We start from the raw sequence: 25,678 nt of genomic DNA on the forward strand, positions 1-25,678 counted from the left end.
ATGCAGTATTACAAGAAGATAAGCCACACAGTTTACGATTGCACTTATCATATAGTATGGGTGACTAAATATCGATATAATATATTGGTTGGTGATATTGGTAGGAGAGTCAAGGACCTAACCCAAGAGATATGTAAGGATAATGGAGTAGAGATATTAAGAGGGAAGATAGCTTCAAATCACGTACATATCTATGTATCTGTGCCACCTTATCAAAGTATTAGTAAGGTGGTACAGTATCTAAAAGGAAAGAGTTCAAGGAAGATTCAGCAGGAATTTCCAGAATTACGGAAACAGTATTGGGGTAAACACTTATGGGCTGTTGGATATTTTGTCAGAACCACAGGCAATGTGACTGACCAAATGATCAAGGATTATATTGATAAACATGAATCGAGAGATGATAAGTTTGGAAACTTTCAAGTTGAAAACTAGCTATAGCTAAGGCATTGATGCCATAATCTTAAGCCCTGCATTTGCAATGCAGGGTGGTTAACTATCTTTATTCCTTACACTCTTATCCTAAACTGGCGTTATCAATATCGAGCATTGCGTTAATGGATTTCTGTATTTCCTGCTCGGTATGGCTATCAAGGCTTGAGGTTGCTTCATCTAAAATTAAGATCGGGGCATTCTTAAGAATAGCCCTAGCAATCGCTATACGTTGCCTCTGCCCGCCGCTTAGCTTTACGCCCCTCTCACCGACAATAGTGTTATACTTCTCCGGCAAGTTTTCTATAAATTCATGAATATTTGCAGCTTTTGCAGCATTTTCTATTTCGACCTGCGTAGCATTTTCTTTGGCATAACCGATATTCTCACCTATAGAGCGATGGAATAGCATAATATCTTGTGGAATTAACGATATTTGTGATCGCAAACTATCAGAGGAACTATCATAAATACTTTGCTTATCGATAATAATATCGCCGCTTGAGGCTTTAAAATTCTTCAACAACAACGCAATCAAAGTAGATTTACCACCGCCTGAATGCCCGACAATACCAACTTTCTCGCCGGCTTTAATATGCAAATTAAGATTTTTAAATACATTACTATTAACCCACCAATTAAATACCTGACTTAAGAGGCATATTTAACATCATCGGCTTGGAACAATTTTTGTATATGCTTAGGATTGTTCTGTAAGCAACGTAAATAAGATTTAAGATTGTATTTTAACTCATCTTTTGTAAGAGGTATATGTGTTTTCTATTTACATTTCTTTTTAAGTCATTATTTAAGTATTCATCTGGATTATGTTGTGGAGTATAAGGAGGCAAAAAAAAACAAAGAAATTTTATCTTTATGCTTATTTGTCCAGCTGTATACTTTTTTACTATGATGTACTTTTAAATTGTCTAATATTAAAAAGATCTTCCTTCTTGCAGATTTCACTAATCTTCTTAGAAATTCTATAAATATATCTGTTTTTAGTGTATCTTCATATAACATGAACCTTAGTTTACCATTGTTCGTAACAGTTGATATCATATTTATAGTAAATCGTTTTGATTTATGAATAACTACGGGTGTTTTGCCTTTTAAAGAATAGCTCTGTAACACCTGACATTCTGATTTTATACCCACTTCATCACACCAGTGTATTTCAGCTTGTTCCATTTGTGCTTGTTTTACTATTGCGGGATATTCTTCATCTAGCCATACTTGAACTTGTTTTGGCTGTTGCTCATAAGCTAATTTCTTTGGTTTTTGTGCAGTATATCCCCATCTTCTTAAATATTCTCCAATCGTACTTAATGGCAAAAAGAAACCACAGCATTTTTTAATCAGGGCATTAATAGCTTTTCTTGACCATAGTGCAGATTTGATATTGTGATCTTCTGGTCTAGAGTGATTTATATAATCTTGTATTTTTTTACCCAGCATTTCATTTATTATTCTTTTCTCTCCTGTCTTTCTTCCTCTAGACTTGCCAGTTATTGCATATTTATCACCTCTTCTTCTTTTGTTAACCCAGTTACTAATAGTCTGACGTGTTACTCCTATAAGATTTTATAATGGTACCCAAAAACTGGACTACTAAAATGCTAGAATGAGATATAATTTTCAGATACAAAAGAGAAATTATATGTCCAAAAAAGCAAAACAATATAGTGCAGCAGAAAAAACAAAGATAGTTTTAGAAACAATAAAAGCTGAAATGACAATAGCTCAAATTAGTAGCAAATATGGAGTTCATCCGACACAAATACAAGCATGGAAGAAAAGAGGTATAGAAAATTTAATTAGTGGTTTTCAAATTAAGCCACAATCTAAGGATCCAGATCATCAGGATTTAATAAAACAATTGTATGAACAAATAGGCCAGTTAACTGTTGAACGTGACTGGTTGAAAAAAAAATCTACATTGTTTGGACTTGGCAATTAGAAAAAATATGGTAGATAAAGAGTGTAGTAATCTAAGTATCGCTAGGCAATGTACTCTACTGTTTATTAACAAATCTAGCTATTATTACAAGCCACAAGGCTTAACCCAAAAAGACTTAAAAATAATGCAAGTGATTGATGAAATATACACACAGCATCCTTACTTTGGAGCAAGAAGAATGTCTGAGCACCTTGTACCATTGGGCATCACAATTGGTCGCAAGGCAGTAAGTCGTTATTATAGAATAATGGCTATTGAAGCTATCTATCCTAAAATGAACTTAAGTAAGCGCAATCAAGCTCATAAAATATATCCATATCTTTTAAAAGGAGTTGAAATTATTAAAGTAAATCAGGTATGGAGTACAGATATCACTTATATTAGAATGGCACAAGGATTTGTATATTTGGTAGCAATTATTGATTGGTTTAGTCGTTATATTGTGAGCTGGAAGGTGTCTATTAGTTTAGAAAGTGACTTTTGTATTGATGCACTTGAAGAAGCAATAATAAAATATGGTCAGCCTGAAATCTTTAATACAGATCAAGGTTCTCAATTTACATCAAAAGATTTTACAGATAAACTAATTAAACGTGAAATCAAAATCAGTATGGATGGTAAAGGCAGAGCCCTAGATAATGTATTTATAGAAAGATTTTGGCGTTCATTAAAACAAGAAAAAATATATTTGATGGTTTTAAATACTGTCAAGGAGGCAAAAAATGCTATAACTGATTACATAAATTTTTATAATAGAAAAAGAATGCACCAGTCATTAGAATATCTCACTCCAGAACAGGTGTATTCTACAAAAATTATTGAGTAAAATTATAATACAATTTATATCTCATAAATCTTAATTTTTAGTCTAGACAAATTGGGCCACCTCATTTGATACATCTGATTGTTTTTCTCCTTTATCAATTGCTCTTAATGCAACTTTTCTTAAAGCTGCTTGTGCACTCGTTGATAATGTCCTAAAATCTTCTTTTTTTAGCATTATTTCATTCTAACATTATATTTTAGTATTTGCAACTATTATGTCAGGTATTTAATTGGTGGGTTAATATCTTCTTTATAGGCGAAAGATATTTCTTTAAATATTATTTCACCTTTGGAAATTTTTATTTCAGCTGCATTTTCTTTATCTATTGTATCTTGCGGTGCTTGTATAATTGTAAAGGCGGAACGGAAAGCTGCAATTTTCTCTAAAAAGCTTTTAAGCTCCATAGTTGTATAGCTAACACGGGAAGGTTTGTACCATTGCTGCTGTTATTGCATCACGAAAATCTTTAAAGTTTTTAATAATTTTTCTCAGGTAATTTTTAAAATTAGCCCAACAGTGTTCGATAGAATTTAAATCTGGAGAATAGACCGGTAGATAAATAAGAGTACAACCCGCTTTTTCTATTAATTCCTTTACCAACAGTGACTTATGAATACTCGCATTATCCATTATTACAAATTGTCCAGGTTTGAGTGATGGGCATAATAGCTCACCTACCCACTGATTAAATAATTGCTTATCAATATAACCGGAATGCTCTAATGGAGCAATTAATTCTTTGGTGCCCTCATTATAACCAGCAACTATATTTACTCTCTCAGTAGCAAAACCTCCTTGCTCTGCGTAAGATCTGGCTCCTCTCTCTGACCATCCGTACAACATGGTTATATTATTACTTACCCCCATTTCATCACAATACACAAGTTTGTCAGATGCTATTTTATCAATATATTCTACAAATTGTTTTCTGGCTTCTTCATTCCTGCCTTTGTATTTTGGCTCTTTTTTTTATATGTAATCTTCATTCTATGAAGCGTGTCATAAAATGTGCTCATTGGTAGCTCGGGTGCTACTGCATCTCTTATATCTATAGCTCGGCTATCAGGATTCTTTGCTAAAAATTCAATTATATGCTCCTTATTAGTAAACCTAGCATCACGTCCACTTTGCATATGTTGTCTTGAGCTGTAGTCTCCATTTTCTTTATAACGTCTAATCCAATTTGATATCGTATGACGCTCTATACCCAATAAGTCTGATATTGCTTTTATTCTATATTTAGAAGTATTGTGCAGACTGATTACCCTATCTCTTAAATCCTGACTGTATGCTTTCATCTCTACCATAATTAAAAGCTTTATCTTATATGATTCTAAGGAATAATGCTAGTCGCGTTAGCTATATGCCATGAATTTTCAGCAACTAAAAAAGTTAGCGACATAATAAAAGCTATATCACCAATGCTAATCTCTCCTAAATTACGCAAGTAAATTACATATATAAATATTCCTATTAAATATACCCAATATACTAAAGATAATATTACACAGATAATAAGATCATATTTAAAATATCTGATTGTCAAAGGGTTATGCACTTTGCAATAATAATCTTGTACTTTATTTAACTCACGCTTTTTTGCTGCAAATGAAAAAACAGTAAAAATATTTGTTATGCAATCGGCTACTATACCAAATAAATTATACCAAGAATCTTGCTTATCTTGTTCCATTTTAGCAAGCTTGGTAAAAAATTGTAATGCAAGCGGTAAATAAACAGCAGTAAAAGCGATGACAGCGATAAATATTTTAAGATTAGTATTAGCAAGAGTGATACTAGATAATATAGTAATTAATAATGGCTTACTTAATTTATATTCGATTGCTTCATGTATTTTATAATAATTATCACCTATGCCACGTACTTTCCCTACTATAGAACCGGAAAGATTATCCTGAAAATAACTATATGGTAAATTGAAACAATGATTACATATTTTATCCATCATATCTTGAAAAACATAAGGCATCGTTTTAAGCTGAGCAAAATTATGAGCTCGCCAAGCTCCATCAAGTAGAGCTTGTGCCGCTATAAAAACCATTATTGGTTTATAGCTTTGAGCAAATGTAATTTTCTCGTTTTGCGTAAATAAATCTAATACCAGCTTTACAGCATAATTATATATGATAGGATAAACACCGCTTGCAATCGGTGCAATCATCATAATAAGATAGAAATATTTATATGGCTTTATAATCGACCATAAAAAAGGGATGGGTTTAGGTGAGTGGTTCATAAAAAAATTGAAAAACTTGAAGAAATATTATATTTTACAATCTTTAATTCTACAATATTATTATGAATTTTATTTAGGTTCTTATATCTTTAAAAAGTGCTGAGGGAGCATTTTTAATAAACTCTTTAACTAGTTGTGATTTATATAATAAGCCTGTTTTTTGCTTTATACTATTTAAATGATGTTCTACAGTTCTAGGAGATAAATTTAAAATACTTCCTATTTCTTTCATACTATTTCCTAAAGATAAATAATATATACACTCCGTTTCTCTATAAGATAATTTGCTATATTTTCCTGTTTTTACTTCGGCATTCAATGAAAATTGTTTTGATTGCTGCAAAATTAATTCTTTTTGATCTAATATATTAAAATTAAGTTTCTGTTTAAAATAAGCTAGTTTTGTCTTATCAGTAGTATCTATAAGATCTTTTGCTTTAACATCAAAATAATCTATACCATATTCTAGTAATTGAGTGTTATTTAAGTAAAAATTCATAGCTTGAATAGCACTACCTTCCATACTAAACATATAACATTCTATAAATTCTGAGTTAATTAGCTTATATATACCGAGCATATTTTTCCAAATATTGAAATCATACATAAGATTCATAATTGGATCTTTTCTTTTATCGTAATGTTCTATTTCAGTTGGAAAAAATACATAGTTATATTTCGTATTAATTGTTTTATTAATTACTGTAGTACCCGTAAATCCTTGATTTTTTATTATAGAAAAATAGGCTTGCATAAACTCAGTTGTAATATTTGATATAAGCGGTAAATAAGAACCATCCTTAAAAATTTTTATATATCCAAAAAAGGGAACTCCAAGGCTTATTAAATGATCATATATAGTTTTTAATCTCTTTAAGTATAGCTAACGCGACTAGCATTATTCCTTAGAATCATATAAGATAAAGCTTTTAATTATGGTAGAGATGAAAGCATACAGTCAGGATTTAAGAGATAGGGTAATCAGTCTGCACAATACTTCTAAATATAGAATAAAAGCAATATCAGACTTATTGGGTATAGAGCGTCATACGATATCAAATTGGATTAGACGTTATAAAGAAAATGGAGACTACAGCTCAAGACAACATATGCAAAGTGGACGTGATGCTAGGTTTACTAATAAGGAGCATATAATTGAATTTTTAGCAAAGAATCCTGATAGCCGAGCTATAGATATAAGAGATGTAGTAGCACCCGAGCTACCAATGAGCACATTTTATGACACGCTTCATAGAATGAAGATTACATATAAAAAAAAGAGCCAAAATACAAAGGCAGGAATGAAGAAGCCAGAAAACAATTTGTAGAATATATTGATAAAATAGCATCTGACAAACTTGTGTATTGTGATGAAATGGGGGTAAGTAATAATATAACCATGTTGTACGGATGGTCAGAGAGAGGAGCCAGATCTTACGCAGAGCAAGGAGGTTTTGCTACTGAGAGAGTAAATATAGTTGCTGGTTATAATGAGGGCACCAAAGAATTAATTGCTCCATTAGAGCATTCCGGTTATATTGATAAGCAATTATTTAATCAGTGGGTAGGTGAGCTATTATGCCCATCACTCAAACCTGGACAATTTGTAATAATGGATAATGCGAGTATTCATAAGTCACTGTTGGTAAAGGAATTAATAGAAAAAGCGGGTTGTACTCTTATTTATCTACCGGTCTATTCTCCAGATTTAAATTCTATCGAACACTGTTGGGCTAATTTTAAAAATTACCTGAGAAAAATTATTAAAAACTTTAAAGATTTTCGTGATGCAATAACAGCAGCAATGGTACAAACCTTCCCGTGTTAGCTATAGATAAGTAATATTGATAAGCAAGAGCATTGATTTCAGCTAAACTAGACATAATTATACAATCAATAAAATATTCTGTACTAAAAATAAATATGAAATAAATGATATCAATTATAAATTTAAAAACCATCCGTAATTTTTACTGATATCTTTTTAACATATAATTCAACTATTGTTAATAAAGTTAGATGAAAAATAATTATTATTTTTATTTTTTTAGTTACTAATATATTATGTCTTAAAGTAATTTATGCTCTTACTGAGAGACACCAAACAAAAATAAGGAAAATACTTTAATGAACATGATCAAAGCAAAAATAAAAATTTTAAAAATTGATGATATGAACTTAAAAAATATATCTGAGCAGATAGACAAAACACAGAAACTAAATGATATATTAAATAAATTGAATGAAGAAGAAAATTTTGATGATGACATATGGATGGATTTTCCTTTTAGAAAGGCAAATTAACTTTACTAGTTGATTTATTGCAATATTTAACGGGTTATTTCAATTTACGTAAGTAATTTATAAGATTTTTAATAGTACCCGACAGTTATTAAAAAAGAACCTGTCATTGCGAGGAAATTACGAAGTAATTGTACGTACGCAATCCAGTAAAATGCATAGCATTTTTTATTATTTTTTCTGGATTGCTAAGAAATAACTAAACTAATTCATAAGCTTTTTTAGCTAGTTTCAGAAATTAATTTATTTTCTATCCCATCTTCAAGATTCCAGCAAATGGCTAAAATAAGCTGGACGAAATAGCAATTTCTAACTTCTTGTAGATTAAATCTAAAATAATTTGCTACAAATTCTGTATCTTTCTCTATATCTATAATAAATGCCCATATTTCATTTATAGGATATCCAATCACTCCTTTAGGGTCAATTGCCACCCACTGCTTTCCATTTTGTAGTATATTGTCATGATGTAAATCACCATGAAGTAAAGTTTGAGGTTCGGTACGCTCAAGTAGCTTATCTCTCAAAATTTTTGCTCTTTGTAAATAGGTATATTGCTAATAAATGAAGAGTTGGAAAAATATAGTTGCTTAAGCTAAATTATATTATATATTATTAGTTGCATAAAACATAATTGTATTATTAGAAAATAAACATATGAATATTAACCCTTTATTAATAGAAAAACTTGCAGCTGAAGCATTTTGGTACTTTACATACGAATATGGAATAAAAAATACAGGTTTTCCTACTTCTGTGCATAGTATTCCCTCGTTAATGTGGTCTAAGGAGATCGCTAAAAAGAAATTAATGCAGCTAGGCATCACTGAAGAAAAAACAGTAGAACTGATTTATTATTTGGTTGCAGAGAATATTGCAGTTCACGGTCAAGAAGAAAGAAATATTATTGGCTTAGTATACGTTGAAGATTTTGAGGAATGTAAAGAAAAAGATTTTCCTTACACAAATTTTATTGAGCAATTAGCTTTTGATAGTGATGAAAAGTGTGATTACAACATTAATATAAAAGGAACTTTTTCTTATAACGGTACATTACTTTTAAGAACTCCTTTTCCTGCAGGAATACTACTTAAAGAAGATCCTATAAAATCAAATTTAAAATTATTAATTCCAAATACAACTACTGCTTTAGGGTTTGAAAAAACAATAATTATGTTGCCTGGTAATATAACTATTTTACCCGATAATCCTTACGGCTATAAAGTATTTGCTTCAGGTATATTTCATATTCCTACCAAAGGACCTATTAGTACTATTTGGAAAAAAATTATTCCGAATAGTACTTGCATTCTTGAACAAATAGATTTTAATGATAGCAACGGTAACGAAAATTCCATTATAATTAATAATAAAAAAAGGTGGGGTATTTTTTAGATAAAAAATACGGCATTACTGACTAAGTATAGAGAAGTATAGAAAGAAGTGTTAAAGTTAAAGAAAAAGGGTTTTAAAATGGAAGGAAAATGTAAGAGCTGCGGGTCAGCAGAGAGAGTAAAAACGGTTATGTAAAAAGGAAGCAAAGATATAAATATAAGAGTTGCGGGAAGAGTTATAGAGAAGGAGATTTAAGAGAAAGATATAGTACAGAACAAAAACTCAGAGTAATTAAATGGTATCTGGAAAGAGCTGGTATAATGTCAATAGAGAGAATGGAGAATGTGCCAAATCCATTAATAATAAAATGGATACGTAAATTTTCAAAAATATTGCGTCAACGTTTAAATGAGATAGAGATACCTGAAGATGTAAAGAAAATAGAGATAATAGAATTAGACGAGTTATTTTCGTATTGTCAAAAAAAACTAACAAAGTCTATGTATGGCTTGCTGTTGATAGAGTCCGAAATCAAGTTGTTGACTTTGAAATGATTAAAGGACGAGATATTAGTTCATATTTACCTATGGCTTTAAGGCTCGAGGAGAATTATGAGATAGATATTTCATGCAGCGATCATTACGATGTTTATGGAGCATATAAGATAGCAAAACGGTATTATTTTACTAAAAAAGAAACTGCTTTAGTAGAGTCATTTAACTCTCTAATACGGAATTATCTTGCTAGATTCAATCGTAAAACTAAGCGATACAGTAAGGCTATTGATATGATCTATAACTCTATTCTTCTACTTTTTAATAAAAATTTATTACTATCAGTCGTTACTTAGCAATACCATTTTTCAAGCCAAGCTTTTCCTTGCTCTTTATATTTACTAATTATATTATTTTTAAATATATCCATACTAATATTATATTATGAAATTTTTTGAAAACCAAAATAATAATAAACCTAAATTATTTATCTTTTATTTAGGAGGAAAAATCGATAAATGCAATATAGAAATTCATGATGTAGTGTTTGTTATAGGACAATCTGATATTGAAATAGCAAATAAAGTTAAAGAAAAATGGATTGGCAACCCATCTTTCCATATAGATTCTTGGTTTATGATAGAAAATATTGATGGATTTGAGATAGAAAATATTGATGGATTTGAGATAGAAGTTAATCAAGGCAAAATAAAACCAACGCCTAATAGTTTATTTTTTGTCAATTTAGGTTATTACCTACAAGATAATTTTGGCGAAAGTCATTTTATGACTTTAACAGTAGCAAAATCTAGAGCAGAAGCAATAAAAGCAGCAAGGAATAAACTTTTTGCTAATCACCAAATGTTACATACAGATAATATATATGATATTGATGAATGCATAAAACTAGAACAGATTAGTAATTATTATATATCACTAAAATATACTGGTAATGCAAAACCAAACGTTATAAATAACGGATATCAGAAATTAAGTTATTAATCATAATTTTTATTTAAAATAAAATCTTCTAATTTAGGCGTATTTTTAGGATCGATTTCAAAGTCAGGAATATAAGGTATATTGTCGCCTCGATTGCGATTCCTATAAACCTTAATAGGAAAAGAAAAAACGCCTAGCTTACTTGGTAGCTCGACCGTTCTTAATTCCATATATAACCGATCTGCCTTTGTAGTCTTTCCTACAAGAATTACATTTTGAGTCATTATTTCTAACTCATCGATAAAATCAAGTGTGCTACTTACATTTTTCTCATCAATAATTATAATAATTTTTGCTTTAACCGGATTTAGTAAAGAAGTATTTAAGGGTAAAGATTTATCAAATAGTAACTCTCTATAATAAGGTTGCTTTTCTTGTAAATTTTTCTCTAAACCTTCAATAATATTTTTAAGACAAGGATTTTGATATCGTTTATATAAATTTTTAACATGATTTAAATTATTAAGGCTTACCCGCCAATCTACATAAACATTTTTATAAGCTAGATTTCTTTGTTGTGTAGCATAATTTTTCCCAAATAATTGGTTAATAAGTTCGCTACCATAATCAGAGTTTCCTCCTTGATTACCCCTTAAATCAAAAACTATTATATTCTTTTTTCTAAAGTTTTTAATTGCAGCAAGAAGTGAATTAAATTCTTGTTGTTGCGATTCAGTTAAATCAAAGTTAGGTAACTCTATCCAAACAATATTTTTAAGAAAATACTTAATTTGAAATGGTTTAAAATTATAAGGTATTATTTTTGGCATTTCATTATACCAATTAACGCTTAAATGAGTATCGTTAAAAGTGCTGATAAAAGCTTCTATAATTTGCTTAGGGTTTTGTTGAGATGTTTTATAAAAAGCTTTGTTTGCTTTTAGATAATTATGTTTAAGGTTTTCCTTAAATGTAGGGTCTTCTTTATTAAAAATACCAGGATGATTTTCTTGAATTTCGTTATAAATATATTTAAGATCGCTGTTTCTGTGATTATCATTCTGACAGCTAGTTAAAAAAATAATACTAAAAAATATATAAAGAAAAATCATATCTTATGTATATACTCAGATAGAACTTGAAAAATTGGCTACGTCGTCTTATAAGATCGCAGGTAGCCACGTATTAAGTATACGCTTCGCTCAGAGGGCTTTAGACCGATTACTCTTTTCCAAGTTGATCTTCGTATACCCAACTCTTCATTTATTAGGAGTATATAATAAAATGATTGAATGTCCTAACGATGCTTTTTGTCGCTCATAGCTCATTTTATTATTTATAGTCTCTACTTTTTGTAATTGAACTTAATTTTTTGAGTATAAAAAGAAGATTTAACAAGAGGAATTAAAAAATTTGCATTGCAAGCTTGGCAGCGACTTACTCTCCCATGCCTTATGACATAGTACCATTAGCGCTATGAGGTTTCACGTTCGAGTTCGGGATGGGATCGTGTGTTTCACTCATGCTATAACCACCAAGCTAGCAATACAAACTTTTTAAATAGTAGATTTGTATTGGTTGCTGTTAGTGTTGTTGCATGGCTTAATTATCTTGTATCACAATTTGTATCCTGAGATCCCGTGGACAAGCCACGAGATGACATTATATTTTACTGGATCTCGTGGTCAAGCCACGGGATAACAATCATGCAACAACACTTTTATTAATTGATAAAGCTATTTTAACCTGATAACTTTGTAAGTTGATACTGACATATTATAGAATAAACACTATATACATGTGTAATCTCACAGCAAAGTAAATCAATCGAGCTATTAGTATCAGTTAGCTACACACATTACTGTGCTTCCACACCTGACCTATCAACGTGGTGGTCTTCCACGGCTCTAATGGGGAAGTCTAGTTTTGAGGTGGGTTTCCTGCTTAGATGCATTCAGCGGTTATCCCTTCCGTACTTAGCTACCCAGCTGTGCCGTTGGCACGACAACTGGTCCACCAGGGGTACGTCCACCTCGGTCCTCTCGTACTAAAGGCAGATCCTCTCAAACTTCCTACACCCACGGCAGATAGGGACCGAACTGTCTCACGACGTTCTAAACCCAGCTCACGTACCACTTTAATCGGCGAACAGCCGAACCCTTGGGACCTTCTCCAGCCCCAGGATGTGATGAGCCGACATCGAGGTGCCAAACGATTTCGTCGCTATGGACGCTTGGAAATCATCAGCCTGTTATCCCCGGAGTACCTTTTATTCGTTGAGCGATGGCCCTTCCACTCGGGACCACCGGATCACTATGACCGACTTTCGTCTCTGCTCGTCTTGTCAGACTCGCAGTCAGGCTAGCTTATGCCATTGCACTCTAAAAGTTGATTTCCGACCAACCTGAGCTAACCATCGCGCGCCTCCGTTACTCTTTGGGAGGCGACCGCCCCAGTCAAACTACCCACCATGCATTGTCTCGGATCCTGATTCAAGGATCTCGGTTAGATGTCAAGAACCAAAAGGGTGGTATCTCAAGGATGACTCCACAAAGGCTGACGCCTCTGCTTCATAGTCTCCCACCTATCCTGCACATTTGATTCCTAACACCAGTGCAAAGCTATAGTAAAGGTTCACGGGGTCTTTCCGTCTGACCGCGGGAACTCCGCATTTTCACGGAGAATTCAATTTCGCTGAGTCGATACTGGAGACAGCGGGGAAATCGTTACGCCATTCGTGCGGGTCGGAACTTACCCGACAAGGAATTTCGCTACCTTAGGACCGTCATAGTTACGGCCGCCGTTCACTGGGACTTCAATTCAGAGCTTGCACCCCTCCTCTTAATCTTCCAGCACTGGGCAGGCGTCAGACCCTATACTTCGTCTATTGACTTTGCAGAGCCCTGTGTTTTTAATAAACAGTCGCTACCCCCTAGCTTGTGCCACCCACAAATGGTTGCCCATATGTAGGTCATCTTTCTTCCGAAGTTACAGATGCAATTTGCCTAGTTCCTTCAGCATCGTTCTCTCAAGCGCCTTGGTATACTCTACCTGTCCACCTGTGTCGGTTTCGGGTACGGTCTATAATGAAGGTATTATTTCCTGGAAAATATTCGCTGCACAATCAATCCAATAAGACTGTACAACTTACTACTTTCGTCACATCCTTCAGGTTCAGGAATATTAACCTGATTCCCATCGATTACGCCTTTCAGCCTCACCTTAGGGACCGACTAACCTTGCGCAGATTAACTTTACGCAAGAACCCTTGGACTTTCGGCGAGAATGTTTCTCGCATTCTTTATCGCTACTTATGTCAGCATTCTCACTTCCGATACCTCCAGCAAACCTTACGGTTCACCTTCACAGGCTTACGGAACGCTCCACTACCACTCACACCAAATGTGTGAATCCGCATCTTCGGTACATGACTTGAGCCCCGTTACATTGTTGGCGCAAGAAAACTTATTTAGACTAGTGAGCTATTACGCTTTCTTTAAATGATGACTGCTTCTAAGCCAACATCCTAGTTGTTTTGGTCTTCTCACATCCTTTAACACTTAGTCATGATTTAGGGACCTTAGATGGCGGTCTGGGCTTTTTCCCTCTCGACTATGGACCTTAGCACCCATAGTCTGTCTGCTATGCTATACTCATCGGCATTCGGAGTTTGATTGAGTTTGGTAAGTCTGTGGGACCCCCTAGCTCATTCAGTGCTCTACCTCCGATGGTAACCGCTATAACGCTCTACCTAAATAGATTTCGCGGAGAACCAGCTATATCCGAGTTTGATTGGTCTTTCACCCCTAACCACAGCTCATCCCCTACTTTTTCAACAGTAGTGGGTTCGGTCCTTCAGCGGATTTTACTCCGCTTTCAACCTGGCCATGGCTAGATCACTCGGTTTCGGGTCTAATTCATCTAACTATAGTCGCCCTATTCAGACTCGCTTTCGCTACGCCTACACCTAACGGCTTAAGCTTGCTAGATAAACTAAGTCGCTGACCCATTATACAAAAGGTACGCCGTCACAAGACATAAATGCTTGCTCCGACTGCTTGTAAGCATTTGGTTTCAGATACTATTTCACTCCCCTTGTCGGGGTACTTTTCACCTTTCCCTCACGGTACTTGTTCACTATCGGTCACTAGAGAGTACTTAGGCTTAGAGGGTGGTCCCCCTATGTTCAGACAGGATTTCACGTGTCCCGCCTTACTCAAGGACTTCAAACTTTTTACCTATACGGGACTATCACCCTCTACGGTCAACCTTTCCATGTTGTTTTAGTTATTTTTTTGAAGCCACTGGCCTGGTCCGCGTTCGCTCGTCACTACTAACGGAGTCTCGGTTGATGTCCTTTCCTCCAGCTACTTAGATATTTCAGTTCGCTGGGTTTGCCTCATATAGCTATGTATTCACTATACAATACCTAATAAATTAGGTGGGTTTCCCCATTCGGAAATCTTCGGATCAAAGCTTATTCGCAGCTCCCCGAAGCTTATCGCAGCGTATTACGTCTTTCATCGCCTTCTAATGCCAAGGCATCCACCAAATGCTCTTATTATATTTACTTACGCTTTATTACTTGAGATTACACGATGCATACAGAATTAATTTTACAATTTCTTCAGTATCTAACTCACGATATAAATTTTTATTATCGCGGTGTATTTAGTTTTTAGCTTTATCAACTTTTTAAACAGCTACAAAGTTTTGTGTTTCAAACCTTGTGTGATTGATTTTATATCCATAATTTCGAATGTTGTCAAACACTATTTTAAATAATTTTTAAATTTCTTTTTTACGATAAGAATAAAATATTATTTTAACTTCTTTTAAGAATCGACTTTTTTGGCTTTCCATTAGGACTTATTGCACTTTTTGGAACTTTTACACTGAATCTTCAAAAAAGAATCCATCTTTTGTAAAATTTTATTCACTTTCTTCAATTCTCCTTGCCTATATTACTAAGCCTTTCTCTGTTTTAACAAACAATAACTTACCATTTTTTCGTAATACTATCTCTTCATCGGCTTCAAAATTTTTAGATATTTTTAAATTACCCTCCTTATCAAACTTGCCTAAAATATCTTTTTGTAAATCGGCAAATTCTGCAAAAGCGTATAATTTTAAATTTTGTTTTATCTGTTCAGGTTCAGTTATATATTCCCCAGCTTTATTAATAAAACCAGTTATCTCATATCTGAAATCTTTACCATGCAGAGTTTTTTTAACAAGAAACTGAGTTTCAGTAAGTAATTTAGTTTCATTTTCTACCTCATCGTCAACTATATTAATTATTTTTCTCTTTATAGAATAGATATCGCTATTTTTATCGAGTTTTGGATTCTTTAATTTGTGGATTTTCATTAAATCGAACTGATTTTTTATTTTTAGTCATAATCACCTCTGTTAAAGATTTTTTAATAATAATCAAGAATAGCTTGATATTAAACTAATGTAAAATATTTACGCTGCTTCAAAAGAAAGTTGATAAACTAATCATTAGTTTAATTTATATTAATATTTATTATACTGAAATCTTAATTATTATAAACTTTTTGTTGACAAACTTTAGAACCATATTATATGGTAATGCACTAAAAGTTAATTTATAATTATTAAAGGAAATTATTTATGCATGGAAAATTAAATTTTGATAGTCATAACACAGATATTTTTAATTTAAATTTACAAGGTTTAATTACTCAATTAAAAAATATAAAAAAAGTAGAATTTGTTAAAACTAGTAAAGCAAATAATAGTTATATTGATATTATAAGATGTGCAATTGATCAAGCTATAACAGATAGTCACGACCCTGAAAATGAAGAAATAACAGCATTACTTCCTATTGCTATTAAAACAATTAAAAAGTTAGCTGACTCCCCTGAAAGAGTGAAAGAACTAAAACGTTTAGAGGCAACTGATTTAGATATCGCTTTTATTAAAGGTGATTTTGAAAGTGTAAAAAACCTGACCAGCAATAATATAGAAACAAACTTAGATTCATGAATTTTGCTATAAATCAAGATAATTTTAAGTATAACTTAACTCTTAAAATTAATGAAAAAAGTGGGCTCTGTCGCATCTATACATCATGTCTAGTATTTTCACTAAAACCTAAGATTTTAGATATTATGCTGCCATTAACATTTTAAAGTTTTCAAAAGTAGATACCTGCTCATTAGCTCCTACTATTTGTCCTTTTTGAATCATACGAATATTTTCAATACCAGCAATAGTTATCTTAGCACTACGGAAACTCTTAAAACCAAGCATTGGCTTAGTTCGTTTCTTAACAAATCTATGATCTTGTTCTATCAAATTGTTCAGATATTTATTTTGAAGTATTTTTATCTTTTGTTCTTTAGGTGAGTTTTTATTAAAGTCAGTAAGAGCCGAAGTATTACTACCACTCTTATCTATTACTACCTTTTTAGGTATATCGTTACTCTTAAAGGCTTTTTTAAAAAACGCCTTAGCAGCTGCAGCATCTCTACGTTTTCTTAATAAGAACTCAATAGTATCGCCACAAGAGTCGATGGCTCTATATAGATATACCCATTTACCATTGAGCTTAATATATGTTTCATCCATTCTCCAGCTATTGCCAATCGGTTTCTTACGTTTTCTAACCTCCCTATCTATCAAAGGAGCAAATTTAATTAACCATCTTTGAAGAGTAGCGTGATCTATTTTAGCACCTCTGATACTTGCCATCTCCTCAAGTTCTCTGTAACTTAACGAAAATCTACATTTCATATACACAAATAACATGATTATCTCAGGAGATGAACAAAATCCTTTAAAATACTTCAAAAGTTTTGGTGATATTGCAAATGGCATACTGCTAATTTTTTGGCTCTTTATAGCCTATATTACGACACTTGGCAATAGATGCGACAGAGCCGAAATTCTTTCCTAATCTGCAGTACGAGGCACAAGATTTAGCAGGAGCAGTATCGTGCTTACAAAATGGTGATAGAGTAGTAAATATCCACTTAAATGTCATTATGTGGGATCAGAAGAATAAAGCCAAACAAGCAGCATCACAGTTTTGCTCACAGCTTCGTCGAAGTGGCTGGTATTTTGTCCCTTGTAAATATGATCATTTAGCGGTGGTACTTGCTAGTTTGCCGATGCAGTTAGTTGAAGCAGCACCAAATTCTTTAGTAGGTAAATTTAATAGATTCAATAACATATTTAATAAAAAGACTAGGGGAGTTGGCGTAGCATTATCAAATCTTGGTAGAGGCATAAGGACTATTGCTTCAGAAAGTAAGGTGTTACTGCCTATTATTGGTGAATGGAAAGGGGATTTAAGCTCTCCTGGCATGCTGCTTACCGGTAGAAGAGGACAGATAATGTATTGGTCGCCCTTTGGTTCAGCATTAATTGGTTCAAATTTATATAGCACAGCTGCAGCTCCCAATGAAAATTTTAATCTTTGTATAGCAGGAGTACCAGGATCCGGTAAATCAGTATTTATGCAAGAACTAATGCTATCAGTCTTAGGCACTGGCGGCAAAGTATTTGTTCTTGATTATGGTAGATCATTTAAAAGAACCTGTTTGCTACTGGGCGGTAATTATATTGAATTTGATGTAAAAAATCCGATATCAATTAATCCATTCTCAGAAATTCCAGCAGGCGGCAGCGAAGACTCAATTGAAGCACAAGCAGATTTTCTAGCAAGTTTTCCATCGATTCTAGCAACCATGGCAGCTCCTCAGTATGGAACTAATGATTTGCAGCAACCAATGCTGCAAAAAGCCTTAATAGCTGTGTGGCAAGCAAAAGGAGCAAGAGCTGAGATCACTGACATAGCAGATTGGTTGCTTAAAAGAGAAGAGTCTTACTCGCAAGAACTTGGTAATATGCTATTTCCATTTACCCGTGATGGGCAATATGGCAAGTTTTTTAGTGGTAAGGCAAAATTATCCTTAAGCTCAGATATAGTAGTAATTGAAACTGATCATCTTCGTAGTAGCCCGGCACTACTTGCAGTGATCGTGCAAATCATGATTGTGCATATTAACCAAGCAATGGTTAAAGGTGATAGGAAGCGTCCGTTTCTAATCATGATTGATGAAGCATGGAAATTACTATCCGGCAAGAGATCTGGAGAATTTATTGAAGAAGCCGGAAGAATAGCTAGAAAATACAACGGCTCAATAACCCTTGCTACTCAGCAATTAACTGATTACTTTAGGGAAGCAGGATCAGCTGCTGAAAAAGCTTTTGAGAATTCATCACATAAAGTTATTCTCAAGCAAAATCCTGAGAGCTTTAAAGCAATGAGAGCCAACCCCAAACTTGCAGGTTTTGTCGATGAGGACTGGAAGCTAAATTTACTGCAGTCTATTCATTCAAATCCACCGCATTATAGTGAAGCAGCGATTTATGGACCAAGTGTTAACGGAGTAGTAGCAAGGTTAATGTTAGATCCATTTACTCTGATGCTAACATCTACTAATGCTAGGGATTACCAAGCTATAGAGGATAGAATGATTCAAGGCTTAAATGCAACGGATGCAATTAATAGTATCATGGAAGAGCGAGGCTTGGCTTAAAGTGATTAGAAAATATGAGAAGGTATTTAGACATAAAAATTATTGCCATAAACTCCTTTGTTTTATTTATGATTATATTGAAGGTAAGTTATGTAAATGCACACAATAATAATTTAGACATAAGCATAGATAATAATTCTAAAATAGAAATTAAAGATTATGAAGTACAAGGTCATGTATTTCCAATTATTGAAGAGTCATTATTAGAGGTCATTATGGCGAGGCTCAAAATAGCAAAACAAAATGGCGTTTTAGAGAAAATGCAGGAAGAATTTAAAAATAAAGTAAAACAGAAAATCTCTAGACCAACTGCTATCTTAGCTTTAGCAAAAACAAGCATAAACCGAAATTGGCACTATGATCCGAGCTTTATACAAAAGACAGATATAAAAGATCAAGCGGGAAAGATCATAGTAAAAGCTGGCACAAGTGTCAATCCTTTAGAAAAAGTAAGCTGGGGAGAACCATTAATATTTATTGATGGAGATGATGAGCAGCAGGTTAAGTGGTCTAAATCACAAATAGGAAAATTAGTACTTACTAAAGGAAACCCTATAGAGCTTGGGCAAGAATTAAACAAGCAAATATTTTTTGATCAAGGTGGCGTTCTAACTACTCGTTTTAAGATAAAAGCTATTCCAGTTATAATAGAACAAGAAGGGATTTTATTAAAGATTAGTGAAATCAAGATTAATTGAAATATTATAGTATTTGAGTAAAAATTAAGGTGTGAATAACAACTGATCAAATCCGGAGGTAATCTATGAAGAAGTGGCAATTACCAGAAGCAAAGAAAAATTTAGAAAAGATAATCGAAAATGTATTACAAGGTAGGGTGCACGCAATAGTAAAGCCTAGTGGAGAAGTAGTGTATTTAATAGCAGGTGAGAAAAATAATATGATAGCAGAGCAAGCAAAGGTACAAGCAAATACAGATTTAATAACTTCTGAAATATACAAGTAATAATGAAGTTAATAATGTTTATTATAATTATTTTGCTTGGTAATTATAGTTATGCATCAATTGGCTGCGTAGGCAGGTTTGTAAATCCAATCACTGATGTTTGCTGGAAATGTTTATTTCCAATTACTATCGGAGGAGTAAAAATTGTGTCAAGTTCTATGGCTGATACTAATAACCCAAGGCAAATTGTTTGTTTTTGCCCTAAGCCTTCAATTCCGATGCCAGTGCCAGGAATTCCAATTGGATTCTGGGAGCCGGTAAGACTGGTGGATGTAACTAAATCTCCGATGTGTATGGTAAGCCTTGGAGGCATTAATCTTGGTACTAGCATGCAAAAAGGTGTTAAGGATGATATAGAGGGAAGTAGCTTTTATCATGTTCATTGGTATATTTATCCAGTGATTTACTGGCTTGAAATATTACTTGATTTTGCCTGTTTAGAGATGTCACAAGTAGATATCGCATATTTAACTGAATTTGATCCATTATGGGGAGATGATAACAAGGCTGCTATATTAAATCCTGAAAGTTTATTATTTGGCAATATTGCAGCTCAAAGTGCCTGCATAGCTGATTGTGTGAGCTGTAGTTCTGGTAACCTCTCAAATGATACGATGTTTTGGTGCGGGGGATGTCAAGGTTCTCTTTATCCCTTTACCGGTACAACTAGCTCTTATAATGGCGGAGTTGGAACTTCTGCATTAATAGTGGCTAAATTTATGGCTAAGTTACATAGGGAGTTGTTATTATGGGGATATATTGGGAGTAGCGGATTATGCGGTAAATATCCAATGCCAATAATCAAGAAGAGCCAATATAGACTGCAGATGACCTATCCTATACCAGAAGTTTATTCTTGTAAAAAAATTGGTGAGACTGAAACTACCTGGCAGGGTGCACGCGAATTCCCGGTTAAAGGTGAGGATTTTGGTTATTTGATTTGGAGGAAAAGAGCCTGCTGCCTCTGGGCGATGTGAGGTTATATATATGATTGTTTAACTATGAAAATTGATTAAACCTGTTGTTCTACCAACAGTAGCCTACTGGTACATGCATTGAAGTAATTCTTTGTTTGAAGCTACCAGGACAATGTACTCGGCTTTTAAAGAGAATCTAAGCTGTGAGGTAAAGATTAAACTGCAAGCATCATGTGGTTAGAGGCTAGGCTTAGATGGTATGGTTAACATATGTGAACTACTGATAAATGTCGTTACAGTCGTAAGGAGCTAAAGATGCTGATAAGCTCTGTCCAAAAGGATAAGTGATCTGGTTATTGTGCTATAGGCTCACGATACGTAGACTTTATGATCACCGGCAGAAAGGTAGAACCTAACCTATCTATGTCATATATATAGAACACAGTAAGCCTGTATTTCTTCCTGGACTGGGAAAGTAAGCTGTAAGGTAAGCTGATAGGGATGCAGGTAGAGGAGAGACGGAGAAAGCGAAGGCTGTTTTGTAATGAGGCAGATAAGGGTTGTAACATTACCCTACGCGAAAGCGGGCAGACTTCCGTTATGGTCTCTTATTACGAGAGAATTTGATGAAACTTTTAAAGGAGAAAAGCAAATGGTGGTTACAAATCAAATTGTAGCTAGTGCATCTACTGACAGCAATGTGAGTTGGCACAGTATTAACTGGAGTCGATGTAACAGAGTTATTAGAAGTCATCAGATGCGTATCGTAAAAGCAATACAGGAAGGTAGATGGGGTAAAGTTAAAGCTTTACAACGACTATTAACCCATTCTTTTAGCGGCAAAGCTCTTGCAGTTAGAAGAGTGACTGAGAATCGAGGAAAAAGAACTGCGGGTGTAGATCAAGAAATTTGGCATACACCTGATCTTAAATCTCAGACAATAATAAACTTGAGGCAACATGGTTATAATCCATCCCCTCTTAGAAGGATTTATATACCAAAGGTGAATGGTAAGAGACCACTTGGTATACCTACTATGAAAGATAGAGCTATGCAAGCTCTTTATAAGCTAGCATTAGAACCAGTTGCAGAAACAACAGCAGATAGACATTCGTATGGGTTTAGAGCAGAAAGATCAGCTGCAGATGCCATAGAACAGTGTTATATAGTCCTTTCTAGGAAATGTGCTGCTCAATGGATACTGGAAGCTGATATTGAAGGATGTTATGATAATATTAGTCATCAATGGCTTCTAGATAATATTCCAATGGATAAAACCATATTAAGAAAATGGCTAAAAGCTGGATATATGGAAGCTGGTAATATCTACCCTACTGAATCTGGCACTCCGCAAGGTGGCATCGCTTCAGCATTACTTGCGAATATGACTCTAAGTGGATTGGGTAAGTTACTAGCTGAAAAGTTTCCGATGAAAATATCCTCAAGAAAACCGGCTCATAAGATCAACTATATTATCTATGCTGATGATTTTATTATCACAGGTCGATCCAAGGAACAATTAGAGAATCTTGTTTTACCTATTGTAGAGCAATTCTTGCAAGAGCGAGGATTGAAGCTATCTAGTACTAAAACCAAAATTACTCATATTGATCAAGGCTTTGATTTCTTAGGACAGAATGTACGGAAATATAATGGCAAGTTTCTTATCAAGCCATCTAAAAACAACTTACAAAATGTCATAAGAAAGATAAGGAAAATTGCTAAAGATAATAAGATGATCAAACAAGTTTTATTGATAACTATGCTCAACCCTATTATCAGGGGTTGGACTTTATATCATAGACATATAGTTGCTACAGAGAGTTTCAGTAAATTAAGGCACGAGATATTTAAGATTGTGTGGCGATGGTCTAAACGTCGGCATCCAAATAAGAGTAGTAACTGGGTTAAGAATAAGTATTTTAAGTTTATAAGAGGTGATGCTTGGAGATTTGCTTGTATAGCTGACAAGCCAAAATTAGGGGAAGAACCAATTACTTATAAGCTTATTGACCCAGCTAAACTGCCTATTAAGCGACATGTAAAGATTTTGTCCGAAGCTAATCCATATGATAAGAAATGGGATGATTATTTTGAAAAAAGATTAAAACATAAAATGTATGAATCTTTATCAGATAACAGAAAATTATTAAATCTATGGAATAAGCAAAAAGGTAAGTGTCCGAATTGCACGCAAATCATCACATTAGAAACAGATTGGGATATACATCATGTTATCCCAAAATCAAAAGGTGGTGATAATAGGAGCTCAAATTTGATGATGCTACACATCAATTGCCATAAACAGATCCATAATCGGAGATTCAATGTTGAAGCTGGTTCTAAATAAATTGGGCTTTAAGAGGCTTGAGCCGTATGATGCGAAAGTATCCTGTACGGTTCTTAGGGGATGGAAGAAAGGTAACTTTCTTTCATTACCCGACTTTAAGGCTATAATGATATGACAAGATACAGAAAAATATGCAATTTAACCTAAAAACAATAATTTTAACTAGTTTACTAATTTTAGGTAGCACAAATGCTTTGGCAGAACAAGAAAAATTATTACAGAAGATAATACAGCCTAAAACATATAATCAAATCTACATTTTTATCTCATTTTCAATGCCTGATGCAGCATTAAAGAGTTATTATGTTGAAGCAGAACGAGCAGGAGCAAAACTTGTAATGCGAGGTCTAAAAAATAATTCTTTTGTCGAGACTAAAGCAAAAGCCGATGAAATTGGTATTAGTTTTGATATTGATCCAAATCTATTTGAGAAATATCAAATTACTGCTGTACCAGCAATAATAGTGAATAGTGAAGACAAGGGAGTAAAAAGACTAACTGGTCACATGTCATTACATGATGCTTTAGAAATTATGAACAAAGAAAATTCATGAGGTTCACGTTTTTATCAATGATTATTGTATTGTTTAGTTTTAATGTGATTACTAACATTCACGATAGTTATAATAGGGCTAAACAATATGAAAATAGTATCAGGCTTGGCAATCCTGATCAAATGGGCAATAAAGTAATATTTGATAAAGATGCAGATATTTCAAATTTAAGTAATATGAGTGATCAAGATTTAACAAAGCAAGGCGGTCAAATGTTAAATAATAGTTCAGCAGGTCAATTACTACAACAAGGTGAGCTTAAAAAAATAGATGCTTCTCAAGAATATGACATTAATTCTAAAAACCCCTTGATTATTAATTTAGCTAAGATTGAGGCAGATCCTTTAAAACATACAGAAGGAGATAGTTTTTCTAATAGCGAAATAATTACCAAAACAAAAATTGCTAAGAGTTGTATTGAAGGGGTAGATTTTACGGTTGATATAATTAGGAAGCTATATTTAGAAACAGAATTAATAGATAAATGGGGAGCATGGCAAGATAGAACTATTGATATATCTGGAGAGGAGATATGTAGGTTACATTACCACTTACTATATCCGGTTCATTGGAAAAAGAAACGCAATGGTATGCATATGCGTAGTGACATTGGCACTCAAAGTGAAGTAAGAAGTATTATTGCCCAAAAGCTAGGAGTAAATTTAGAACAAATTAGTGAAGAAATTGGTATTAATCCAAGGGGCAGCGGAAATTTAACTGAATGTAGAAGACATGAGGTAAAGTGGGATAAATATAATTTTAAATATAGATTTAGAGAAAAGGAAAAAGAATTTAAGGAAAAAGGAGAATATTGGCTTCTTTATCCAGAAGAATTAGAATCATTAATAGAGCATAATGAATGTCATGAGCTAGGTACGGTATGTTTAGAAAGAGGAGAGAAGATATTTTATGATCAATATCGGGTTAATCGTCCATGCTGGAGTGAGCAAATTAAATATCAATGTAGTAGCGAGCCAAAAGATGGGTGTCATCATTTAAAGAAGCAAGGTTGTGAATTAAAAAGTAGTAACTGCATTAAGCAAGCCTCTAGTATCTGTTTGCAATGGAGGCGAGATTATAGCTGTTACATTAAGGAAAAAGAGCTGAGTTCTTCTATTGCTGGAGCTCGAATGTTTTGTTTAGGAGGGGATTGTCATACTGCAACTATTGCACCAAATACTGATATGGGAAATGTTGGGTATCTTGCAATGTTAAATGAAATGAAAAAAGATATGCAGACAAATCCGATGATGGTTTTTAAAGGTACAAGCGATAATTGTCGTAAAACAAATATCGGTAATTTTCTTAATTGTTGTTCCGGATTCAAAGGTTGGGGTAAGGATCTAGGGCTTAGCAGATGTAATGCAGAAGAACAAGCCTTAGCCTTAAAAAGGGCAAAAGGTCAGTGCTACTATGTTGGTACATATTGTGCTAAGAAAGATCCTATATTTAAGAAATGTATTACCAAAAAATCTACTTATTGTTGTTTTAATTCAAAACTTGCACGAGTATTTCAGGAACAAGGCAAAAAACAATTAGCTATTGGTTTTGGCACGGCACAACATGCTAATTGCAGGGGGTTTACAGTAGAAGAGCTGCAAAGAATAGATTTTTCTAAAGTGGATTTAGAGGAGTTATTTAGTGATTTACTTGATCATGCTAAAAGTAAAATGTATAAGAATTTTCCGCAGCAACTAAAAAACCAGATGCCTATAATGCAACAACAAAGATTTAATAATAATCATACTGATTCAAATTTATCCTATTAAA

At 33.5% G+C, this 25,678-nt stretch carries 27 protein-coding genes, 2 rRNA genes and 2 pseudogenes; 17 read left to right on the plus strand and 14 right to left on the minus strand.

The features are described 5' to 3' along the window. Complete coding sequence (gene tnpA / locus AAGD54_RS06050; RefSeq protein WP_341794258.1) at positions 1 to 435, plus strand: IS200/IS605 family transposase; 435 nt, start codon at positions 1 to 3, stop codon at positions 433 to 435. An 82-nt stretch (positions 436 to 517) separates the two neighbouring features. On the opposite strand, the gene AAGD54_RS06055 is transcribed toward tnpA, so the two are convergent. Both AAGD54_RS06055 and AAGD54_RS06060 read right to left on the minus strand, forming a co-directional pair. Further along, the gene (locus tag AAGD54_RS06055) at positions 518 to 1,033 is read right to left on the minus strand and encodes an ATP-binding cassette domain-containing protein (RefSeq protein WP_341794376.1); all 516 of its coding nucleotides are present in this window, start codon (positions 1,031 to 1,033) and stop codon (positions 518 to 520) included. 224 nt (positions 1,034 to 1,257) lie between these two features. Then, the gene (locus AAGD54_RS06060) at positions 1,258 to 2,010 is read right to left on the minus strand and encodes an IS630 family transposase (protein WP_341795196.1); all 753 of its coding nucleotides are present in this window, start codon (positions 2,008 to 2,010) and stop codon (positions 1,258 to 1,260) included. A gap of 82 nt (positions 2,011 to 2,092) precedes the next feature. On the opposite strand from AAGD54_RS06060, the gene AAGD54_RS06065 reads away from it, so the two are divergent. Next, complete coding sequence (locus AAGD54_RS06065; RefSeq protein ID WP_341794311.1) at positions 2,093 to 2,392, plus strand: transposase; 300 nt, start codon at positions 2,093 to 2,095, stop codon at positions 2,390 to 2,392. Positions 2,393 to 2,399: 7 nt separating this feature from the next. After that, positions 2,400 to 3,218 carry an IS3 family transposase gene (locus AAGD54_RS06070; protein WP_341794310.1) on the plus strand — a complete coding sequence of 273 codons (819 nt, stop codon included), beginning with the start codon at positions 2,400 to 2,402 and terminating at the stop codon, positions 3,216 to 3,218. Between the two features lie 42 nt (positions 3,219 to 3,260). On the opposite strand, the gene AAGD54_RS06075 is transcribed toward AAGD54_RS06070, so the two are convergent. The 6 genes from AAGD54_RS06075 to AAGD54_RS06100 form a co-directional block, all read right to left on the minus strand. After that, positions 3,261 to 3,392: a hypothetical protein gene (locus tag AAGD54_RS06075; RefSeq protein ID WP_341794377.1), complete on the minus strand. Its 132-nt coding sequence runs from the start codon at positions 3,390 to 3,392 to the stop codon at positions 3,261 to 3,263. Between the two features lie 38 nt (positions 3,393 to 3,430). Next, a complete protein-coding gene (locus AAGD54_RS06080; protein ID WP_341794378.1) occupies positions 3,431 to 3,622 on the minus strand; it encodes a hypothetical protein in 192 nt (63 codons plus the stop codon). A 10-nt stretch (positions 3,623 to 3,632) separates the two neighbouring features. Beyond that, positions 3,633 to 4,127: an IS630 family transposase gene (locus AAGD54_RS06085; RefSeq protein ID WP_341795144.1), complete on the minus strand. Its 495-nt coding sequence runs from the start codon at positions 4,125 to 4,127 to the stop codon at positions 3,633 to 3,635. A gap of 5 nt (positions 4,128 to 4,132) precedes the next feature. After that, positions 4,133 to 4,525, minus strand: coding sequence for an IS630 transposase-related protein (locus AAGD54_RS06090; protein WP_341794304.1), 393 nt, complete (start codon positions 4,523 to 4,525; stop codon positions 4,133 to 4,135). Between the two features lie 26 nt (positions 4,526 to 4,551). Next, positions 4,552 to 5,403: an ABC transporter transmembrane domain-containing protein gene (locus AAGD54_RS06095; protein WP_341794379.1), complete on the minus strand. Its 852-nt coding sequence runs from the start codon at positions 5,401 to 5,403 to the stop codon at positions 4,552 to 4,554. A 145-nt stretch (positions 5,404 to 5,548) separates the two neighbouring features. After that, positions 5,549 to 6,229 carry a helix-turn-helix transcriptional regulator gene (locus AAGD54_RS06100; RefSeq protein ID WP_341794380.1) on the minus strand — a complete coding sequence of 227 codons (681 nt, stop codon included), beginning with the start codon at positions 6,227 to 6,229 and terminating at the stop codon, positions 5,549 to 5,551. 181 nt (positions 6,230 to 6,410) lie between these two features. Between AAGD54_RS06100 and AAGD54_RS06105 the strand changes: the two genes are divergently transcribed. The 3 genes from AAGD54_RS06105 (at position 6,411) to AAGD54_RS06115 (ending at position 7,779) form a co-directional block, all read left to right on the plus strand. Next, positions 6,411 to 6,803: an IS630 transposase-related protein gene (locus AAGD54_RS06105; protein ID WP_341794381.1), complete on the plus strand. Its 393-nt coding sequence runs from the start codon at positions 6,411 to 6,413 to the stop codon at positions 6,801 to 6,803. A gap of 5 nt (positions 6,804 to 6,808) precedes the next feature. Beyond that, on the plus strand, positions 6,809 to 7,303 hold the full coding sequence (locus AAGD54_RS06110) for an IS630 family transposase (protein WP_341795144.1): 495 nt from the start codon (positions 6,809 to 6,811) through the stop codon (positions 7,301 to 7,303). Between the two features lie 299 nt (positions 7,304 to 7,602). Then, a complete protein-coding gene (locus tag AAGD54_RS06115) occupies positions 7,603 to 7,779 on the plus strand; it encodes a hypothetical protein (protein WP_341788906.1) in 177 nt (58 codons plus the stop codon). Positions 7,780 to 7,997: 218 nt separating this feature from the next. Here AAGD54_RS06115 and AAGD54_RS06120 read toward each other — a convergent pair whose 3' ends face one another. Then, complete coding sequence (locus tag AAGD54_RS06120) at positions 7,998 to 8,303, minus strand: aminoglycoside phosphotransferase family protein (protein WP_341788905.1); 306 nt, start codon at positions 8,301 to 8,303, stop codon at positions 7,998 to 8,000. Between the two features lie 130 nt (positions 8,304 to 8,433). On the opposite strand from AAGD54_RS06120, the gene AAGD54_RS06125 reads away from it, so the two are divergent. The 3 genes from AAGD54_RS06125 to AAGD54_RS06135 all read left to right on the plus strand — a co-directional run bounded on the left by AAGD54_RS06125 (position 8,434) and on the right by AAGD54_RS06135 (position 10,607). Then, entirely contained in the window at positions 8,434 to 9,171 is a 738-nt protein-coding gene (locus AAGD54_RS06125) for a hypothetical protein (RefSeq protein WP_341794382.1), read from the plus strand. A 415-nt stretch (positions 9,172 to 9,586) separates the two neighbouring features. Then, on the plus strand, positions 9,587 to 9,961 hold the full coding sequence (locus tag AAGD54_RS06130; protein ID WP_341794383.1) for an IS1 family transposase: 375 nt from the start codon (positions 9,587 to 9,589) through the stop codon (positions 9,959 to 9,961). Between the two features lie 88 nt (positions 9,962 to 10,049). Continuing rightward, a complete protein-coding gene (locus AAGD54_RS06135; protein ID WP_341794384.1) occupies positions 10,050 to 10,607 on the plus strand; it encodes a DUF1543 domain-containing protein in 558 nt (185 codons plus the stop codon). Here the strand turns inward: AAGD54_RS06135 and AAGD54_RS06140 are convergent. The 4 genes and pseudogenes from AAGD54_RS06140 to AAGD54_RS06155 form a co-directional block, all read right to left on the minus strand. Further along, positions 10,604 to 11,659 carry a S41 family peptidase gene (locus AAGD54_RS06140; protein ID WP_341788899.1) on the minus strand — a complete coding sequence of 352 codons (1,056 nt, stop codon included), beginning with the start codon at positions 11,657 to 11,659 and terminating at the stop codon, positions 10,604 to 10,606. The two genes, AAGD54_RS06135 and AAGD54_RS06140, sit on opposite strands and share 4 nt — an antisense overlap. A 312-nt stretch (positions 11,660 to 11,971) precedes the next feature. Continuing rightward, a 5S ribosomal RNA gene (gene rrf, locus AAGD54_RS06145) occupies positions 11,972 to 12,086 on the minus strand. 275 nt (positions 12,087 to 12,361) lie between these two features. After that, positions 12,362 to 15,120: ribosomal RNA gene (locus AAGD54_RS06150) — 23S ribosomal RNA — on the minus strand. 346 nt (positions 15,121 to 15,466) lie between these two features. Further along, positions 15,467 to 15,770: pseudogene (locus tag AAGD54_RS06155) on the minus strand (hypothetical protein); the annotation flags it as partial. Positions 15,771 to 16,184: 414 nt separating this feature from the next. Here AAGD54_RS06155 and AAGD54_RS06160 point away from each other — a divergent pair. Further along, a complete protein-coding gene (locus tag AAGD54_RS06160; RefSeq protein ID WP_341788898.1) occupies positions 16,185 to 16,562 on the plus strand; it encodes a hypothetical protein in 378 nt (125 codons plus the stop codon). A gap of 123 nt (positions 16,563 to 16,685) precedes the next feature. On the opposite strand, the gene AAGD54_RS06165 is transcribed toward AAGD54_RS06160, so the two are convergent. Beyond that, entirely contained in the window at positions 16,686 to 17,396 is a 711-nt protein-coding gene (locus AAGD54_RS06165) for an IS6 family transposase (protein WP_341794245.1), read from the minus strand. Positions 17,397 to 17,443: 47 nt separating this feature from the next. Between AAGD54_RS06165 and AAGD54_RS06170 the strand changes: the two are divergent. The 7 genes and pseudogenes from AAGD54_RS06170 to AAGD54_RS06200 form a co-directional block, all read left to right on the plus strand. Then, positions 17,444 to 19,123 (plus strand): annotated as a pseudogene (locus tag AAGD54_RS06170) (ATP-binding protein); the annotation flags it as partial. Positions 19,124 to 19,137: 14 nt separating this feature from the next. Further along, positions 19,138 to 19,821, plus strand: coding sequence for a type-F conjugative transfer system protein TraW (gene traW, locus AAGD54_RS06175; RefSeq protein ID WP_341794385.1), 684 nt, complete (start codon positions 19,138 to 19,140; stop codon positions 19,819 to 19,821). A gap of 65 nt (positions 19,822 to 19,886) precedes the next feature. After that, positions 19,887 to 20,087: a type II toxin-antitoxin system Phd/YefM family antitoxin gene (locus AAGD54_RS06180; RefSeq protein ID WP_341794386.1), complete on the plus strand. Its 201-nt coding sequence runs from the start codon at positions 19,887 to 19,889 to the stop codon at positions 20,085 to 20,087. Between the two features lie 2 nt (positions 20,088 to 20,089). Beyond that, positions 20,090 to 21,064, plus strand: a complete 975-nt coding sequence (gene traU, locus AAGD54_RS06185) for a conjugal transfer pilus assembly protein TraU (RefSeq protein ID WP_341794387.1) — start codon at positions 20,090 to 20,092, stop codon at positions 21,062 to 21,064. Between the two features lie 592 nt (positions 21,065 to 21,656). Then, positions 21,657 to 23,354, plus strand: a complete 1,698-nt coding sequence (gene ltrA, locus AAGD54_RS06190) for a group II intron reverse transcriptase/maturase (RefSeq protein ID WP_410526060.1) — start codon at positions 21,657 to 21,659, stop codon at positions 23,352 to 23,354. Between the two features lie 131 nt (positions 23,355 to 23,485). Beyond that, entirely contained in the window at positions 23,486 to 23,908 is a 423-nt protein-coding gene (trbC, locus tag AAGD54_RS06195; protein ID WP_341794389.1) for a type-F conjugative transfer system pilin assembly protein TrbC, read from the plus strand. Between the two features lie 17 nt (positions 23,909 to 23,925). Then, positions 23,926 to 25,677 carry a conjugal transfer protein TraN gene (locus AAGD54_RS06200; RefSeq protein ID WP_341794390.1) on the plus strand — a complete coding sequence of 584 codons (1,752 nt, stop codon included), beginning with the start codon at positions 23,926 to 23,928 and terminating at the stop codon, positions 25,675 to 25,677. Position 25,678 lies beyond the last annotated feature (1 nt).

It is taken from the genome of Rickettsia endosymbiont of Rhinocyllus conicus (assembly GCF_964026465.1).
Lineage (GTDB): Bacteria > Pseudomonadota > Alphaproteobacteria > Rickettsiales > Rickettsiaceae > Rickettsia.